At 69.1% G+C, this 14832-nt stretch carries 17 protein-coding genes and 1 pseudogene; 9 read left to right on the forward strand and 9 right to left on the reverse strand.

The window, feature by feature from the left end:
* Window positions 1–116 precede the first annotated feature (116 nt).
* Both GVY39_RS01035 and GVY39_RS01040 read left to right on the forward strand, forming a co-directional pair.
* On the forward strand, window positions 117–782 hold the full coding sequence (locus GVY39_RS01035) for a TrkA family potassium uptake protein (protein ID WP_159919490.1): 666 nt from the start codon (window positions 117–119) through the stop codon (window positions 780–782).
* A gap of 2 nt (window positions 783–784) precedes the next feature.
* Window positions 785–1456, forward strand: coding sequence for a TrkA family potassium uptake protein (locus tag GVY39_RS01040; RefSeq protein ID WP_159919492.1), 672 nt, complete (start codon window positions 785–787; stop codon window positions 1454–1456).
* Between the two features lie 49 nt (window positions 1457–1505).
* Here the strand turns inward: GVY39_RS01040 and GVY39_RS01045 are convergent, their stop codons facing one another.
* The 3 genes from GVY39_RS01045 to GVY39_RS01055 all read right to left on the reverse strand — a co-directional run bounded on the left by GVY39_RS01045 (window position 1506) and on the right by GVY39_RS01055 (window position 3371).
* Window positions 1506–2132 (reverse strand): sigma-70 family RNA polymerase sigma factor, encoded by a 627-nt coding sequence (locus GVY39_RS01045; RefSeq protein ID WP_159919494.1) that lies wholly within the window; start codon window positions 2130–2132, stop codon window positions 1506–1508.
* A 165-nt stretch (window positions 2133–2297) separates the two neighbouring features.
* Window positions 2298–2990 carry a DUF3159 domain-containing protein gene (locus GVY39_RS01050; RefSeq protein WP_159919496.1) on the reverse strand — a complete coding sequence of 231 codons (693 nt, stop codon included), beginning with the start codon at window positions 2988–2990 and terminating at the stop codon, window positions 2298–2300.
* A gap of 3 nt (window positions 2991–2993) precedes the next feature.
* A complete protein-coding gene (locus tag GVY39_RS01055) occupies window positions 2994–3371 on the reverse strand; it encodes an OB-fold nucleic acid binding domain-containing protein (protein WP_067808861.1) in 378 nt (125 codons plus the stop codon).
* Window positions 3372–3503: 132 nt separating this feature from the next.
* Here GVY39_RS01055 and GVY39_RS01060 point away from each other — a divergent pair, with 132 nt between their 5' ends.
* Window positions 3504–4199, forward strand: a complete 696-nt coding sequence (locus tag GVY39_RS01060; protein WP_159919498.1) for an alpha/beta fold hydrolase — start codon at window positions 3504–3506, stop codon at window positions 4197–4199.
* A gap of 19 nt (window positions 4200–4218) precedes the next feature.
* Here GVY39_RS01060 and GVY39_RS01065 read toward each other — a convergent pair whose 3' ends face one another.
* Both GVY39_RS01065 and dut read right to left on the reverse strand, forming a co-directional pair.
* Window positions 4219–5130: a DUF3710 domain-containing protein gene (locus GVY39_RS01065; RefSeq protein WP_159919500.1), complete on the reverse strand. Its 912-nt coding sequence runs from the start codon at window positions 5128–5130 to the stop codon at window positions 4219–4221.
* 5 nt (window positions 5131–5135) lie between these two features.
* The gene (dut, locus tag GVY39_RS01070) at window positions 5136–5636 is read right to left on the reverse strand and encodes a dUTP diphosphatase (protein WP_159919502.1); all 501 of its coding nucleotides are present in this window, start codon (window positions 5634–5636) and stop codon (window positions 5136–5138) included.
* Window positions 5637–5709: 73 nt separating this feature from the next.
* On the opposite strand from dut, the gene GVY39_RS01075 reads away from it, so the two are divergent.
* A complete protein-coding gene (locus GVY39_RS01075; protein WP_159920241.1) occupies window positions 5710–6201 on the forward strand; it encodes a DUF3093 domain-containing protein in 492 nt (163 codons plus the stop codon).
* Between the two features lie 23 nt (window positions 6202–6224).
* Here the strand turns inward: GVY39_RS01075 and GVY39_RS01080 are convergent, their stop codons facing one another.
* Window positions 6225–6527, reverse strand: coding sequence for a DUF4193 domain-containing protein (locus tag GVY39_RS01080; protein WP_014986697.1), 303 nt, complete (start codon window positions 6525–6527; stop codon window positions 6225–6227).
* Between the two features lie 376 nt (window positions 6528–6903).
* Between GVY39_RS01080 and cei the strand changes: the two genes are divergently transcribed.
* On the forward strand, window positions 6904–7581 hold the full coding sequence (cei, locus tag GVY39_RS01085) for an envelope integrity protein Cei (protein ID WP_159919504.1): 678 nt from the start codon (window positions 6904–6906) through the stop codon (window positions 7579–7581).
* A 27-nt stretch (window positions 7582–7608) separates the two neighbouring features.
* Here the strand turns inward: cei and GVY39_RS01090 are convergent, their stop codons facing one another.
* Window positions 7609–8541 carry an inositol monophosphatase family protein gene (locus GVY39_RS01090; RefSeq protein WP_159919506.1) on the reverse strand — a complete coding sequence of 311 codons (933 nt, stop codon included), beginning with the start codon at window positions 8539–8541 and terminating at the stop codon, window positions 7609–7611.
* 166 nt (window positions 8542–8707) lie between these two features.
* Between GVY39_RS01090 and ppgK the strand changes: the two genes are divergently transcribed.
* Entirely contained in the window at window positions 8708–9466 is a 759-nt protein-coding gene (ppgK, locus tag GVY39_RS01095; RefSeq protein ID WP_159919508.1) for a polyphosphate--glucose phosphotransferase, read from the forward strand.
* 148 nt (window positions 9467–9614) lie between these two features.
* Window positions 9615–11030: pseudogene (locus GVY39_RS01100) on the forward strand (RNA polymerase sigma factor); the annotation flags it as partial.
* A gap of 202 nt (window positions 11031–11232) precedes the next feature.
* Here the strand turns inward: GVY39_RS01100 and GVY39_RS01105 are convergent.
* Window positions 11233–12417 (reverse strand): cation:proton antiporter, encoded by a 1185-nt coding sequence (locus tag GVY39_RS01105; RefSeq protein WP_159919512.1) that lies wholly within the window; start codon window positions 12415–12417, stop codon window positions 11233–11235.
* A gap of 3 nt (window positions 12418–12420) precedes the next feature.
* Window positions 12421–12903 carry a cation:proton antiporter regulatory subunit gene (locus GVY39_RS01110; RefSeq protein ID WP_159919514.1) on the reverse strand — a complete coding sequence of 161 codons (483 nt, stop codon included), beginning with the start codon at window positions 12901–12903 and terminating at the stop codon, window positions 12421–12423.
* A 93-nt stretch (window positions 12904–12996) separates the two neighbouring features.
* On the opposite strand from GVY39_RS01110, the gene GVY39_RS01115 reads away from it, so the two are divergent.
* On the forward strand, window positions 12997–14190 hold the full coding sequence (locus GVY39_RS01115; RefSeq protein ID WP_159919516.1) for a sensor histidine kinase: 1194 nt from the start codon (window positions 12997–12999) through the stop codon (window positions 14188–14190).
* Entirely contained in the window at window positions 14187–14831 is a 645-nt protein-coding gene (locus GVY39_RS01120) for a response regulator transcription factor (protein WP_159919518.1), read from the forward strand. Before GVY39_RS01115 ends, GVY39_RS01120 begins: the two co-directional genes overlap by 4 nt.
* Window position 14832 lies beyond the last annotated feature (1 nt).

Raw genomic sequence — 14832 nt, forward strand, 5'->3', positions numbered from 1 at the left:
GCAGGTTTGCTCGCGGGCTGGAGGGGGAACGTGGCCGGTGGAATCATTCGACGGGTAGCGTTCGACCGAACGGCAGATCAGACCGAACACCATGGTTTCAGGAACGAGGTTGCACGGTGTACGTAGTGGTCATGGGGTGCGGGCGGGTCGGCTCGTCACTGGCCCATGCCCTGGTCCGCGTAGGTCACGAGGTCACCGTGATCGATCGGGACCCCAGTTCCTTCCTACGCCTGGGATCCGACTTCCCCGGTGAGCGGGTGACAGGCGTCGGATTCGATCGAGATGTGCTGATAAAGGCGGGAATCGAGCGAGCCGAAGCGTTCGCGGCGGTCTCCTCCGGTGACAATTCGAACATCATCTCCGCCCGGGTCGCCCGAGAGATGTTCGGGGTGGAGCGGGTGGTCGCCCGCATCTACGACGCCAAGCGCGCGGCCGTCTACGAACGGCTCGGGATCCCGACCATCGCGACGGTCCCGTGGACCACCGACCGCTTCCTGCGCGCGCTCATCGGCGACACCGGCACCACCACCTGGCGGGACCCGACCGGAACAGTTGCTGTGACCCAGCTGACGCTGCACGAAGAGTGGTACGGCCGCACGGTGCGCGACCTCGAGCAGACCATCTCGGCCCGAGTGGCGTTCGTCATCCGGTTCGGCCAGGCGCTGCTTCCCGACAGCAAGACCATCATCCAGGCCGACGACATCGTCTATGTGGCCGCCGCATCCGGCACCGTGGGCGAAGCCGTCGCCATGGCCACCAAGCCCCCAGCGAGCGAGGATTGAACATGAAAGTGGCCATCGCCGGAGCGGGCGCCGTAGGCCGTTCGATCGCCAGGGAGCTTCTGCGCGGCGGACACCGGGTCATGCTGTTGGAGCGTCAGCTCGAGCACATCGATGCGGTCGCGATCCCCGACGCGATCTGGGTGCACGCGGACGCGTGCGAACTCGCGCTACTGGAGCAGGCCGGGCTCGAGACCTACGAGGTGGTCATCGCGGCCACAGGTGACGACAAGGCGAACCTGGTGCACAGCCTGCTGGCCAAGACCGAGTTCGGGGTGCGGCGCGTGGTGGCGCGCGTGAACGACCCGCGCAACGAGTGGCTCTTCGACGGTTCCTGGGGTGTGGACGTCGCGGTATCCACGCCGCGGCTGCTGGCCTCCCTGGTCGAGGAGGCGGTGTCTGTCGGCGATCTGGTGCGCCTGATGACGCTGCGTCAGGGCCAGGCGAACCTGGTGGAGATGACACTGCCCGCGGACACCGCGCTGGCGGGTAAGCCGGTGCGCACGCTCACCCTGCCGCGCGACGCCGCCCTGGTGACCATCCTGCGTGGCGGGCGGGTGATCGTGCCGCAGCCGGACGACGCGCTGGAAGGCGACGACGAGCTGCTGTTCGTGACCTCGGTGGAGGCAGAGGAGGACCTCCGGGTGGAACTCGCCAATCACGGCATCAGGCCATAACTCCCCGTACACGGCCGGATGCGTTGTCGGCGAAGCGCCGCACGCGGGACTACGCGGCCGGCTTCAGCTGCGCGCGCAGCTTGTTCAGCGCCCGGTGCTGCATCACCCGGACCACGCCCGGGCTGGTGCCGATGGCTTCGGCGGTCTGCGCCGCCGACCAGCCCAGCATGATGCGCATCACCAGCACGTCACGGTGCGCGGGCGCCAGCACTTTCATGAGTTCCCTTGTGGCGGTGCGCCGTTCGGAGGCCAGCGCCCACTCCTCCGGGCCGGCCGCGGAGGATGCGCGGTCCGGGACGTCGGGCGTCGGGTAGGCGGGATGCTGCTGCGAGCGGCGGAACGCGTCGGCGACCTTGTTGGCCGCGATGCCGTAGACGAAGGCCAGGAACGATTTGCCCTGATCGCGGTAGCGCGGAATGGCGTTCACGGTGGCCAGCAGGATTTCCTGCACCACGTCGTCGGCGGTGACGTGCAGATGGGCCGTGTTGCCCAGGCGCGCACCACAGTAGCGGCGCACCAGCGGGTGCACGATCCGGATGATCTCGCTGATCGCTTGCCGGTCGCCCGCGGCCGCCGGGCCGATCAGCTTGTCCAACTCGGCCGATACCCGCCGGCTCTCCGAGAGAGCGGGATGGTGGTTCTTGGGCAGCGCCGCGGTGTTGTGCTCGGTAGCCACGTCCTAGTCCTTTCTTGCCGATCAGTGCGTGTTCTCGGTACGCATAGATCGTCTGATGAACGCGGAACGGCAACCAGGCACCCCAGGGTGGGTTACCACCCACCTCGGCGGTGGGACTTACCCCACCCCTGTGGTTTTCGCCGGGCGGCGGCGCGGGGCCGACGCTCAGGCCGAGCCGGTCGCGGCCACCGTCTTGGTGGGCAGGTGACCAGCCCGGCGCACCGCCCAGATGGTGACGCCCAGCGCCACGGCGGTCAGCGGCCAGCCCATCCCGATACGGGCGAACGCGAGCCAGCCCGTCCGGTCGGTGTCGTAGAGCTGCGACTGCACCAGGTAGCGCGCGCCGAACACCACGATCCAGGTCGTGGTGGCCAGGTCGTAGAGTCGCACCGCGCGCGGATCGGACCGCCAGTCCGAGCCGTGGCCGTTGAGCACCCCCCAGATCACGCCGACCAGCGGCCGACGAACGAGGATGGACACGAGGAACGCCCCGGCGTAGAGGAGGCTGGTGTAGATGCCGAAGAGGAAGAACCCTTTGGCCTCGCCCATCCGGTAGGCGATGAAAGCGCAGATGCCGACGCCGAAGAAGCCCGAGATGGCGGGCTGAATGGGATCGCGCCGCACCAGACGCCAGAGGAGGATGGCGGCGGCCACCCCGAGAGCCGACCAGATGGCGGCGGTCAGCCCGGCGACGCTGTTGACGGGTACGAACACGACAACGGGGAGCGTCGAGTAGATCAGGCCGCTGAAGCCGCCGAGTTGTTCGAGGAGGGTCTGCTCGGCACGTTCTTCCTCACGGTCGGGCACGGCGAGCCCGGTGCGGTCGTCCGATCCTGCGTTGTCGTCGCTCAATGGCATACGTCAGCTGTTCCCGCGCAATTCGTAGTAAGGGTTGAAGATCACTTTGCGGCCGTCCCGATCGCCCACCCGGCCACGGACGAGGATGCGCCGACCCGGCTCGATGCCGGGAATGCGCCTACGCCCGATCCAGACCAGCGTGATGGCGTCGGTGCCGTCGAAGAACTCCGCCTGGACGCTGGCGCCTGCGGACTTGGGACACGCTTCGACGCTGCGGAGCCTACCGAGCATGGTGGCCTCGTCACCGCGTCGGCACTCCGACGCGCGACACGCTCCCGAGGCCTCGGATGTCTCGGCCAGCTCTTCGGCATCCAGCTGATCGATGTCTTCGGTCAGCCTGCGGCCCAGACGGCGAAAATATCCTGAGGCTGCGGATGACATTGTGCACGCTCTCCTGCGTAGAGCAGATGGCGTGGGTCGCACACCATCGTGAGGGATCCGATCCGCACGACCTGTCGTGGTCGTACAACGCCACTGTAGATGGGCCGGGCGACCCCCGCTACGCTCGGACCGATGTTCGCCTCCCCACACCTCGCTCGCGTCGTGGCACTGCCCGGAACCGGGTCCGACGCCGCCTTCGCCAGGCGCGCCTTCGGGCCCGCCAGCGCTGCCCGCGGACTGGAATTCGTCGCGGTGGAACCGGACCCGCGCCGCGTGGTGGCGAGCTGCCGGGCCGCGCTGGACGCCGCGGCGGATTCGGCACCGGTGCTGGCGGCGGGGATCTCGCTCGGCGCCGCGATAGCACTGGAGTGGGCGGCCGAGCATCCGGATCGCGTCGTCGGGGTCGTGGCGGCGCTGCCCGCCTGGACCGGGAGCGACACCGCCGCCTGCCCGGCCGCGCTCAGCGCCGCGGCCACCGCGGCGCAACTGCGCGCCGACGGTCTGGCGACGGTGCTCGACCGCATGCGGTCGAGCAGTCCGCGGTGGCTGGCGGACGCGCTGACCCAGTCCTGGCGGGCCCAGTGGCCGGATCTTCCGCAGGCGCTGGAGGAGGCCGCGGACTACAAGTGGCCGGACGTCGAGCGGCTGGCCACCTTCGAGCCGCCGCTCGCGGTGGTCGCCGCGGTCGACGACCCGGTGCACCCGGCGGCGGTGGCCGAGGAGTGGGCGACGGCGGCCCCGCACTCCCACCTGCACCGGATCACCCTGGAAGAACTCGGCGCCGACCCCGCGATACTGGGGCACGCGGGGCTCGGCGCCTTCGAGTGAGTTCGTCGGCTCGGTCGGCTCAGTTCAGGCCGAGCTGCTGCATGGCCGAGCCGTCCGCACCGCGTCGAGGTCCCTGCGACATCCGCGGCACCACCGGCTGCGCGCCGGTCTGCGCCGCCGCCTGCGCGGCCATCGCCTGCTGTTGAGCTTCGACCTGCTGCTGATGGGCCGCGGCCAGCTGCTCGGACAACTGCTGCGGCAGCACGACGGGCAGCGGCTCGCGCACGGGCAGCGGGTCCTCGCCACGCCGCACCACCGTCTCGCTCAAGATCGCGCGCGCCGCCTTCACCAGCGGACTGCCGTCGTCCGCAGCGCCCGAGGGGCCCGCCGCGACCAGCCGCACCATCCAGCGATAGCCGTCCACACCGATGAAACGCAGGTCGGCGCCCTCGGTCAGGGCCAGCAGTTCCCGGCCCCACGGGCCGTTCTCCACCGACACCCTGGCCCCGTCCTTGCGCAGCGAGTCGGCGAGATCCGCGGCGACCAGCCGCCATTGGCCGGAGGTCTTGGGCGCGGCGTAGGCCGCGACGGTGATCCGGCCGTGCTCGGTGGCCAGGTGCACCGCCTGCGGCTGCCCCTCCGGGGTCATCTCGACCTGCAGCTGACCGCCCGGCGGGACCGGCAACAGGACCGACCCGAGATCCAGCCGCTGCTCGGACACCGAATCCAGCAGTTCGTCGACCTCGTCGTAGTCGTAGGGGCCGGGTCGGCCGTGCGGCCGGTCGGCGTCGAGGTCGACGCCCTCGTACGAGCGCTCGTCGGTGGGGGCGTCGTCGTAGAAGTCGTCGTCGTAGTCGGACTCATAGTCGGACTCGTAGTCGGACTCGTAGTCGGACTCGTAGTCGGACTCGGGCTCATAGTCGGCGTAGTCCTCCGCCTCGTCGTATCGGTCGTCCGCGGCCCGGCTCGACTTCTTTCTCTTTCCGAACATTCCCGTCATGCCTCCTTGCCGGTCGTCCGGCCCGCCCCGTTCGTCTGCGCGGTCAGGCTCGCGTGGCCGCCGCTGGAGCCGTAGCCGCCCGCCCCCCTGGTCGTCTCGTCGAGCGAGTCGACCTCCACGAAATCCACCAGCTCCACTCGTTGCACCAGCAGTTGCGCGATCCGGTCGCCGCGACGCAACTCGATCGGCGTGCGCGGGTCGTGGTTGATCAGGCACACCTTGATCTCGCCCCGATACCCTGCGTCGATCGTGCCCGGGGTGTTGACCACCGACAGGCCGGCCTTGGCCGCCAGACCCGAGCGCGGATGGATCAAGCCGACCGTGCCGGCCGGTAGCGCGACGGCGACACCGGTGCCGACCAGCACCCGCTCGCCCGGCTCCAGGATGACGTCTTGCGTGGTGCACAGATCCACGCCCGCGTCGCCCGCATGGGCGCGCGTGGGCACAGGTATGCCGGGGTCCAGCCGCAGCAAGGGTATGGGTGAAAGTGCGCTCACGTTGGACGAGCCTACGCGTAGGCTGTTCGCCCTCGTGACTTAGTGTTGACTCGTGTCGGACCAGCCCAATCCCATGACCGCGGACGAGAAAAAGCAGCAAGCGCACCTGTACCGGGAGCGTCTGTGGGTGCCGCTGTGGTGGTGGCCCGTGGCCTTCGCTCTCACCGGGTTGCTCGCGGCGGAGATCCACATGGGAGCCCCGGGATTACGGGCGTGGCTGCCCTACGTGCTGCTGTTCCCGGTGCCGGTCTGGGTGCTGCTGTGGCTGAGCAGACATCGCGTCGAAGTGGCGCCGGACGCGACCGGGACACCGGAGTTGCGCGCCGATCGCGCGCATCTGCCGGTGAATTTCGTGGCCCGCGCGGCCATCGTCGCCCCCACCGCGAAAAGCGCGGCGCTGGGTCGCCAGCTCGACCCCGCCGCCTATGTCCAGCATCGCCCCTGGGTGGGGCCGATGGTTTTGCTCGTGCTCGACGACCCGGACGATCCGACGCCGTACTGGCTGGTCAGTACGCGGCGGCCCGAACGGGTCCTTGCCGCGCTCGGTCTACCGAGCGCGGGCTGACACATTGTTCGATCTCGTCGAGATCAGGCGGCGCAATCCATGCAGATCATCTGGCCGCCCTTCTCACTGGCCAGCCTGCTCCGGTGATGGACCAGGAAACAGCTGGAACAGGTGAACTCGTCGGCCTGCTTCGGGATCACCCGAACCGTCAGCACTTCCTCGGACAGGTCGGCGCCGGGAAGCTCGAACGACTCCGCGGTATCGGATTCGTCGATATCCACGACGGCGGACTGTGCCTCGTTACGACGAGCCTTCAGCTCCTCCAGCGAATCCTCCGACACATCGTCGGTTTCGGTGCGCCTCGGTGCGTCATAGTCGGTTGCCATGTCGTCTTCCCCTCGTCCTAACTCCGTATATCCCGGACCGGTCCGCTCACACCCGATTCCTGCCGGAACCGCCGCGACGGAAGCCGCCCCGCCGGTGGTGCACGTCACACGTACACCGGTCGCCTATCAGGGCGGATCGTGCCGATCCACTCCCGATAGCGCTGGGTAAACGCAGGACATGCCCTTCTTGTTCCCGCGACCGACCACTGATTTCCGCACCGGCGATTCGATCTGGGCCGCCAGACAATAGCGGACGCCGGAGCAAAAGTCGCAATCAAAACACAGACGAGTCGAAATCGAGGGCCAATCGACACCGTTCGGGGAACGCACCGAGACCTTGCGCCGCGCCCTCGCCACATTTTCGTAGAGTGTGCTGGTGGTTTCACTGATCACCGAAGGCAGCGCGACGGATCCGCAAGGTCGTCCGTTCCTGCGCCGCCGCCCGCAGCCCTGGCTCATCATGCTCGGCGTTCTCGCTCTGATCAGCGGGATCGTCTGGATCAAAGCCCTCACGACGCACGACACCGACTACACCGCGATGGCGTGCAACTCACCGAGCCCCGCCTCGGATCCGGGTGCGCCCCAAGCGACTCCGCTCGGTCAGCGGGTCGGCGCGGGGCGACTGGAAGACGTGGAACCCGCACCGCTGTCAGCGAGCAAGGTGCGCGTGCTGAACGCCAACAACCAGCGCGGGCAGGCCGCGCACGTCGCCGCCAAGCTCGGCGACCTCGGCTTCGCCGGCGCGCCAGGAATGCAGTACGGCAACGATTCGGTATACGTCAACGGCGACCTGGAATGCGCCGGACAGATCCGCTTCGGCGTCAACGGCCGACCGGCCGCCGCATCCGTGCAACTGGTCGCGCCGTGCGCCGAGCTGATCGAGGATCAGCGCGGCGACGACACGGTCGATCTGGTGCTCGGCTCGTTGTTCCGGGACATCCGGCCCAGCAACGACGCCGAGGAAGTGCTGCGTTCGCTCAAGAACCCCGCGCCGGGCAACTCCACATCCATCGATATCAAGCTGCTCGACGCCGCGCGGAACGCGCGCTGTTGACCAGCCGCGCGGAACGCGCGCTGTTGATCAGCGGTCCGGAATCGGCTCGGTAGCGCCGACCCGGGCCAGCAGTTCCCCGAGTTCGTCGGCGATGCCGGGCGCGGCGGCCACCACCAGGTCGCCGTCGGTGCCCGGCACCGTCGCGGGCGGCAACGTCAGCCGCGCGCCCGCCTCCGCGGCGATCAGCGCGCCTGCGCCCCAGTCCCAGGCGTTCAGTCCGTGCTCGTAATAGGCGTCCACCCGGCCCGCCGCGACATGGCACAGGTCCAGCGCCGCCGCGCCGAAACGACGGATGTCGCGCACGTGCGGCAGCACCTGCGCGACCAGTTCCGCCTGCCTGGTCCTGCGGTGCCTGCCGTAGGCGAATCCGGTGGCGACCAAAGCCATCGCGACCGATTCGACGGGCGTGCAGCTCAAGTGCTCCACCACGCCGTCGGCGTCGACCCGCAGCGCACCGAGGCCGAGCCCCGCGCTGTAGGTGGCCGCCCGGGCCACGTCCACCACGGCGCCCGCGACCGGTCGCCCGCCACGCAGCGCGGCCACCGACACGGCGTAGCCGGGGACGCCGTAGAGGAAGTTGACGGTGCCGTCGATCGGGTCCACCACCCAGTGGACGGTGTCGGCGCTCGCGTCATCGATGCTGCCGCCGCCCTCCTCGCCGAGGATCGGGTCGCCGGGGCGCTGTTCGGCGAGCAGTTTTCGGATCAGCTCTTCGGTCTCGGTGTCCACGATGGTCACCGGGTCGGTCTCGTGGCTCTTGGACTGTACGGCGCCTTCGGCGTGCGCGCCCGAAGGCCCGAACACCTCGGGACGGCGGGTGCGGACATGGGCGGCGGCCGTCTCGGCGATGTCGACCGCGATACGCCGCAGGTCGGCTTCGTCGCCACGCGCGACGATCGAGACGAACGAGTCGGAGGTGTAGTCGGACACTGACGATGTGGTTTCCGGCACGCCTTCCATCGCATCACATATCCTCGCCGAACGCCCAGCCTCGGGGTCGCATTACTCTTGTCGTGCACGACACAGCGCCGTCGTCGGGCATCCCATCGCAACGCCCGCCGTGGCGCCGTGGGCCCCGTGCAGCGCTGTCATCACATCGGCCAGCACAGGGAACGAGGGGTTAGTCATGTCCGCTCGGGGGCACGCATTCGGCATCGATATCGGCGGCAGCGGCGTCAAAGGCGGCGTGGTCGATCTGGCCACCGGCGAGTTGGTCCACGAGCGGATCAAGATCGCGACGCCGCACCCCGCGACACCGTTCGCCGTGGCGGAGGCGGTGGCCGAATTGGTCGCCAAGGCCGGGTGGAACGGTCCGGTGGGCCTCACACTGCCCGCCGTGGTGATCGGCGGTGTGGCACGCACCGCGGCCAACATCGACAAGTCCTGGATCGGCACCGACGCGCGCGCGCTGTTCTCCGCCGCCCTCGGCGGCCGGCCGGTCACCGTGCTCAACGACGCGGATGCCGCGGGCATGGCCGAGGACCGCTACGGCGCGGCCAGGAATTTCGCGGGACTGGTCATGCTGCTGACCTTGGGCACCGGCATCGGCTCCGCGTTGCTCTACCACGGCACGCTGGTGCCCAACACCGAGCTCGGCCACCTGGAGGTCGGGGGCATGGAGAGCGAGCACCGCGCGGCGGCCTCGGTGAAGGAACGCGACGACCTGACCTACGAACAGTGGGCAGCGCAGGTCAGCCTGGTCCTGACCACACTGGAGAACCTGTTCTTCCCCGTCGTCTTCGTCGCGGGCGGAGGCATCAGCAGGGACGCCGAGCACTGGATTCCGCTGCTCACGAACCAGACCCCGGTCATTCCGGCGCGCCTGCGCAACACCGCGGGCATCGTCGGCGCCGCCATGGCGATCGCGGGGGGTGTCGCCCCATGAGGCGCGCGGGTACCGCGAGGATGCCGTTCCCGGCATCGTGCCGTAGGTACCCTGGTTAGATCGTTACAATGGAACGTGCCCGGCTGAGCCGGAGAAACCCCGACCGGCGCTGCGCCGGTGAAACCCGACAGATCGCTCCGCCGGAACCCAACTCTGGCGTGACGCCGCACGAGACCGTCACGAAAGGGCGTACGTGGTAGCCACGAATACCCGTCAGACCGCCGAATCGGCCGATGCCGACTCCGCAGATGTAAACGCAGCACGGCCGGTCCGTAAAGCTGCCGCGAAGAAGGCTCCGGCGAAGAAGGCCGCCGCCAAGAAGGCGCCTGCCAAGAAAGCCGCGAAGGCGACCAAGGCTCCCGCGAAGAAGGCCGGCACCAAGAAGGCGGGTCCGGACGGCGAGCCCGGCGCCGACGAGGCGATCGAGGACGAGTCGCTCGATCTCGAGGATCTCGGCGATCTCGAGGTCTCCGAGGAGGACCTCACCGACGGCGACGACCTGGTCGACGCCGCCGAGGAGGCCGAGGCGCCCGAGGCCGAGTCCGACGAACCCACGGCGGCGGACAAGGCCTCCGGCGATTTCGTCTGGGACGAAGAGGAATCCGAGGCGCTGCGCCAGGCCCGCAAGGATGCCGAGCTCACCGCTTCCGCCGACTCGGTGCGCGCCTACCTCAAGCAGATCGGCAAGGTCGCGCTGCTCAACGCCGAGGAGGAGGTCGAACTCGCCAAGCGGATCGAGGCGGGCCTCTACGCCGCGGAGAAGGTGCGCGAGTTCACCGAACAGGGCGAGAAGCTGCCGGTCGCGATGCGCCGCGACTACAACTGGATCGTGCGGGACGGCAACCGCGCCAAGAACCACCTGCTCGAGGCCAACCTGCGTCTGGTCGTCTCGCTGGCCAAGCGCTACACCGGCCGTGGCATGGCGTTCCTCGACCTGATCCAGGAAGGCAACCTGGGTCTGATCCGCGCGGTGGAGAAGTTCGACTACACCAAGGGCTACAAGTTCTCCACGTACGCCACTTGGTGGATCCGGCAGGCCATCACCCGCGCCATGGCCGACCAGGCCCGCACCATCCGCATTCCGGTGCACATGGTGGAGGTCATCAACAAGCTCGGCCGCATCCAGCGCGAGCTGCTCCAGGACCTCGGCCGCGAGCCGACGCCGGAGGAGCTGGCCAAGGAAATGGACATCACGCCGGAGAAGGTGCTGGAGATCCAGCAGTACGCGCGTGAGCCCATCTCGCTGGACCAGACCATCGGTGACGAGGGCGACAGCCAGCTCGGTGACTTCATCGAGGACTCCGAGGCCGTGGTCGCGGTGGACGCCGTGAGCTTCACCCTGCTGCAGGATCAGCTGCAGTCGGTGCTGGAGACGCTGTCGGAGCGTGAGGCGGGCGTGGTCCGGCTGCGCTTCGGTCTCACCGACGGCCAGCCCCGCACCCTCGACGAGATCGGCCAGGTCTACGGGGTCACCCGCGAACGCATCCGCCAGATCGAGTCCAAGACCATGAGCAAGCTGCGCCACCCGAGCCGCTCCCAGGTCCTGCGCGACTACCTGGACTAGGTCGCACCGTCTCGACGCCCGCATTCGTCGTGCCGCTGGATCCTCCAGCGGCCGGCGAATGCGGGCGTCGCGCTTTCCAAGGATTGCCGTCGCCGCGGATGTCGGCAACTACGGCCTCTCCCGTGCCGATTCCGGGGCGCGGTACGACCGGCGCTGGGCGGAACGGACCGCCGCGCGGAGAGCCAACCCCGCGCAGGACTGATCAGGAGATCACGGGCTCGGGGCGGCCACGGTGCTGCAGCAGCCCGACGACCGGCTCGATGACACGCGCCACGATCGGTCCCAGCACCGCCATCAGCAGCACGTAGGTCGAGGCCAGAGCGGTGAGCTGTCCGTCCATCGCGCCCGCGCTCACCGCCAGTCCCGCGATCACGATGGAGAATTCGCCGCGCGCCACCAGGGCCGCGCCCGCCCGGGCCCGGCCCATGGGTCGAATGCCCTCTCGCGCGGCAGCCCACCACCCCGTCGCCACCTTCGTCACGACACTGATCGCCGCCAGCGCGATCGCCCAGCCCAACACCGGCGGGATCGACCGCGGCTCGGTGCTCAACCCGAAGGCCACGAAGAAGATGGCCGCGAACAGGTCGCGTAGCGGTTCGAGCATCTTCGCCGCCGCGTGCGCGGTCGAGCCGGAGATCGCGATGCCCAGCAGGAAGGCCCCGACCGCCGCCGACACGCTCAGCGCGGAGGAGACACCGGCCACCAGCAGCGCCGCGCCGAGCAGCGTGAGCAGGAAGACCTCACGGTCGGCGCTGTCCACCACCGCCGACACGTAGCGTCCGTAGCGCAGCGCGACCACGAGAACCAGGGTGATGGTGACCAGTGCCAGCGCCAGGGCGCGCAGTCCGCTGATCCAGCTCAGCCCTGCCAGCACCGTGGTGAGAATGGGCAGGTAGACCGCCATCGCCAGATCCTCGAAGACGAGGATGGACAGGATCACCGGTGTCTCCCGGTTGCCCAGGCGGCCGAGGTCGTCGAGGACCTTCGCCACGATGCCCGAGGAAGAGATGTAGGTGACACCCGCCATCGTGATCGCCCCGTTGACGCCCCAGCCCAGCATCACCGCCACCACGGCGCCGGGCGTGGCGTTGACCACGATGTCCACCAGGCCGGCCGGCCAGGAACGGCGCAGCCCGGTTACCAGCTCCGCCGCGGTGTACTCCAAGCCGAGCAGCAACAGCAGCAGCACGACCCCGATCTCACCGGCCACATGACCGAAGTCGTGCGCGGCCCCGAGCTCGATGAAGCCGCCCTGACCGAAGGCGACGCCACCGAGCAGGTACAGCGGAATGGGTGACATGCCGACCCGGCCCGCGACACGGCCCAGCATGCCGAGAACGAAGAGAACCGCTCCGAGCTCGATCAGGGCGAGCGCGGTGTCCGTCACGGCTCAGCCGTGCGTCAATATCTTCGCGGCGGCATCCAAGCCCTCCGGAGTGCCGACGACCACGAGCAGGTCGCCCGCGGTGAAGGTGAAATCGGGACCGGGCGAGGGATGCAACTGCCCGGCTCGCATGACCGCGACGATGGAGACCTTCGTGCGGGTGCGCATCTCGGTCTCGCCGAGGGTGCGACCGTCGTACGGGGAGTCGTCCCCGATCGGCAGCTGGCGCGTGGTGATCCCGGGCAGATCGCGATGGTCGTCGTTGAGCTTGGCGACCAGTTGCGGCGCGCCGAGCAGGTTCGCCAGGACCGCCGCTTCATCGGTGGTCAGCGGGATCTGCGCGGCACAGGCGTCGGGATCATCGAGTTTGGAGACGATCAGGTCGATATCACCGTCGCGGTGGGCGACCACGCCGATTCGGCGACCGGAACGCACTCCGAAGTCCTTCCGGACACCGATTCCGGGTAGTGCGGTGACGTCGACGTTCACGCTCTCCAGATTAACCGGATCACCGCGCCGATGAACGGATCGGTCATCACTTCGGCCGATGGCGCGTCGCGCCGGCTGTGTTGTGATGGAGCCGTGCGGCGGTGGTCGGAATTGCCCGAGCGGACCCGAGATGCGCTGGGCGCGGTGATCGCGTTCGCGGGCGGCGCAACGTTGTACCTGGCAGGCCTGTCCACGATGACCGATCGCGCCGGGCACGTCGCGTGGTGGGTCCGATTCGGTGTGCTGGCGGTGCTGTGCCTGGCGACGTTCTTCCGGCGGCGGACGCCGGTCACGGCGATGCTGTGCGGGCTGCTCCCGCTGGCGGTGGACATCCAGCTCGGCGCCACGGTGCCGGTATGGATCATCTACGCCGACCTGATCTATTCGGCGGTGTTGTATGCCGGGCGCCGCGCCGCACGGATCACCGCCCTGTCCTGGTCGGCGCTCTCCGGGATCGTCGTCGTGCTGACGCTGGCCGCGACCCGCGACCCGCATTCGGTCGCGGTGGCGCTGGTGGCGGTCTTCAGCTTCGTCGCGGCGCCGATCTGGTGGGCGAGCTCGGTGCGCACGCACAAGGAGATCGCCGACGCCGAGCGCAGCCGCGCTCGAGCACTGACACTGGTCGCCGAACTCGACCGTCGCGCGGCGATCGCCGACGAGCGAACCACGATGGCGCGCGACCTGCACGACGTGATCGCCGGGCACCTGTCGGCCATCGCGCTGCACGCGGAGGCGGCGCTCGGCCTGCCTGCTCGCCACGACCCGGACCCAGCGGTGGCCGGGATCATGCGGTCCATCCGCGCCGACAGCCTCAGCGCGCTGGAGGAGATGCGCACCATGATCGGGCTGCTGCGCAGCGACGACGACGCGGCCGAGGCCGCCGCACCGCGCACACTCGCGCAGCTGTCGATCCTGGTGGACGCCGCACGCGCGGCGGGGATCTCGGTACGGGTGCGCGAATCACTCGACTGCGCCGAGCTGCCGAGCGCGGTCGACCAGGCCGCTTACCGCATCGTTCAGGAGGCTTTGACCAACGCGATGAAACACGCTCCTGGGCAACCGGTCTCGATCGATGTGCGAACCGAGGACCAGACGTTGCGAATATCCGTCCGAAACCCGACCGTGCCGTCGCGGACGCCCCGGTCCGCGGCGGAAGCCGGGCGTCGCGGCGTGGTGAACATGCGCGAGCGGGCCGCCGTACTCGGTGGAAGCCTGCGAGCCGGACCGGATTCCGGCGACTGGGAAGTCCTGGCCAGACTGCCGCTCGGTTCCGCAGGTGTCGCATGAGGATTCGGGTGGTGGTCGCCGACGACCATGCGGCGATCCGCGCGGGCCTGCGGATGATCCTGGATGCCGAGGACGATATCGAGGTGGTCGGCGAGGCCGCCGACGGTGATGTCGCGGTGGCCCAGGCCAAAGCGCTGCGGCCACAGGTGGTGCTGATGGACGTCCGGATGCCCGGGGTCGACGGGATCACCGCGACCGAGCGGATCACCGCGGACGGCCTGGCGAAGGTGCTCATTCTGACCACGTTCGACTTGGACGAGTACGTGTTCCGTACGCTGCGCGCGGGAGCGTCGGGGTTCGTGCTGAAATCCACGACCGCGCAGGCGCTGGTGGCGGCGGTGCGCGCCGTCGCGGCGGGTGACGGGGTGCTGGCTCCGGAAGTGACACGAGCGGTGATCTCGGCGTACGTCTCGAATCAGGCTGTGCCGCAGACCGCTCCCGACGGGCTCGACGAACTCACCGAGCGGGAACGCGAAGTGCTCGACTGTCTCGGCGACGGCCTGTCGAACGCGCAGATCGCGGGTCGGCTGTTCATCGGCGAGACCACCGTCAAAACGCACGTCTCGCGGGTGCTGACGAAACTCGGTGTGCGATCGCGGGTTCAAGCCGCCATCGTGGCGCGCGAGATCCGCGACCGATGAG

The sequence above is a fragment of the Nocardia sp. CY15 genome (genome assembly GCF_009829295.1).
Classification (GTDB): Bacteria; Actinomycetota; Actinomycetes; order Mycobacteriales; family Mycobacteriaceae; genus Nocardia; species Nocardia sputi.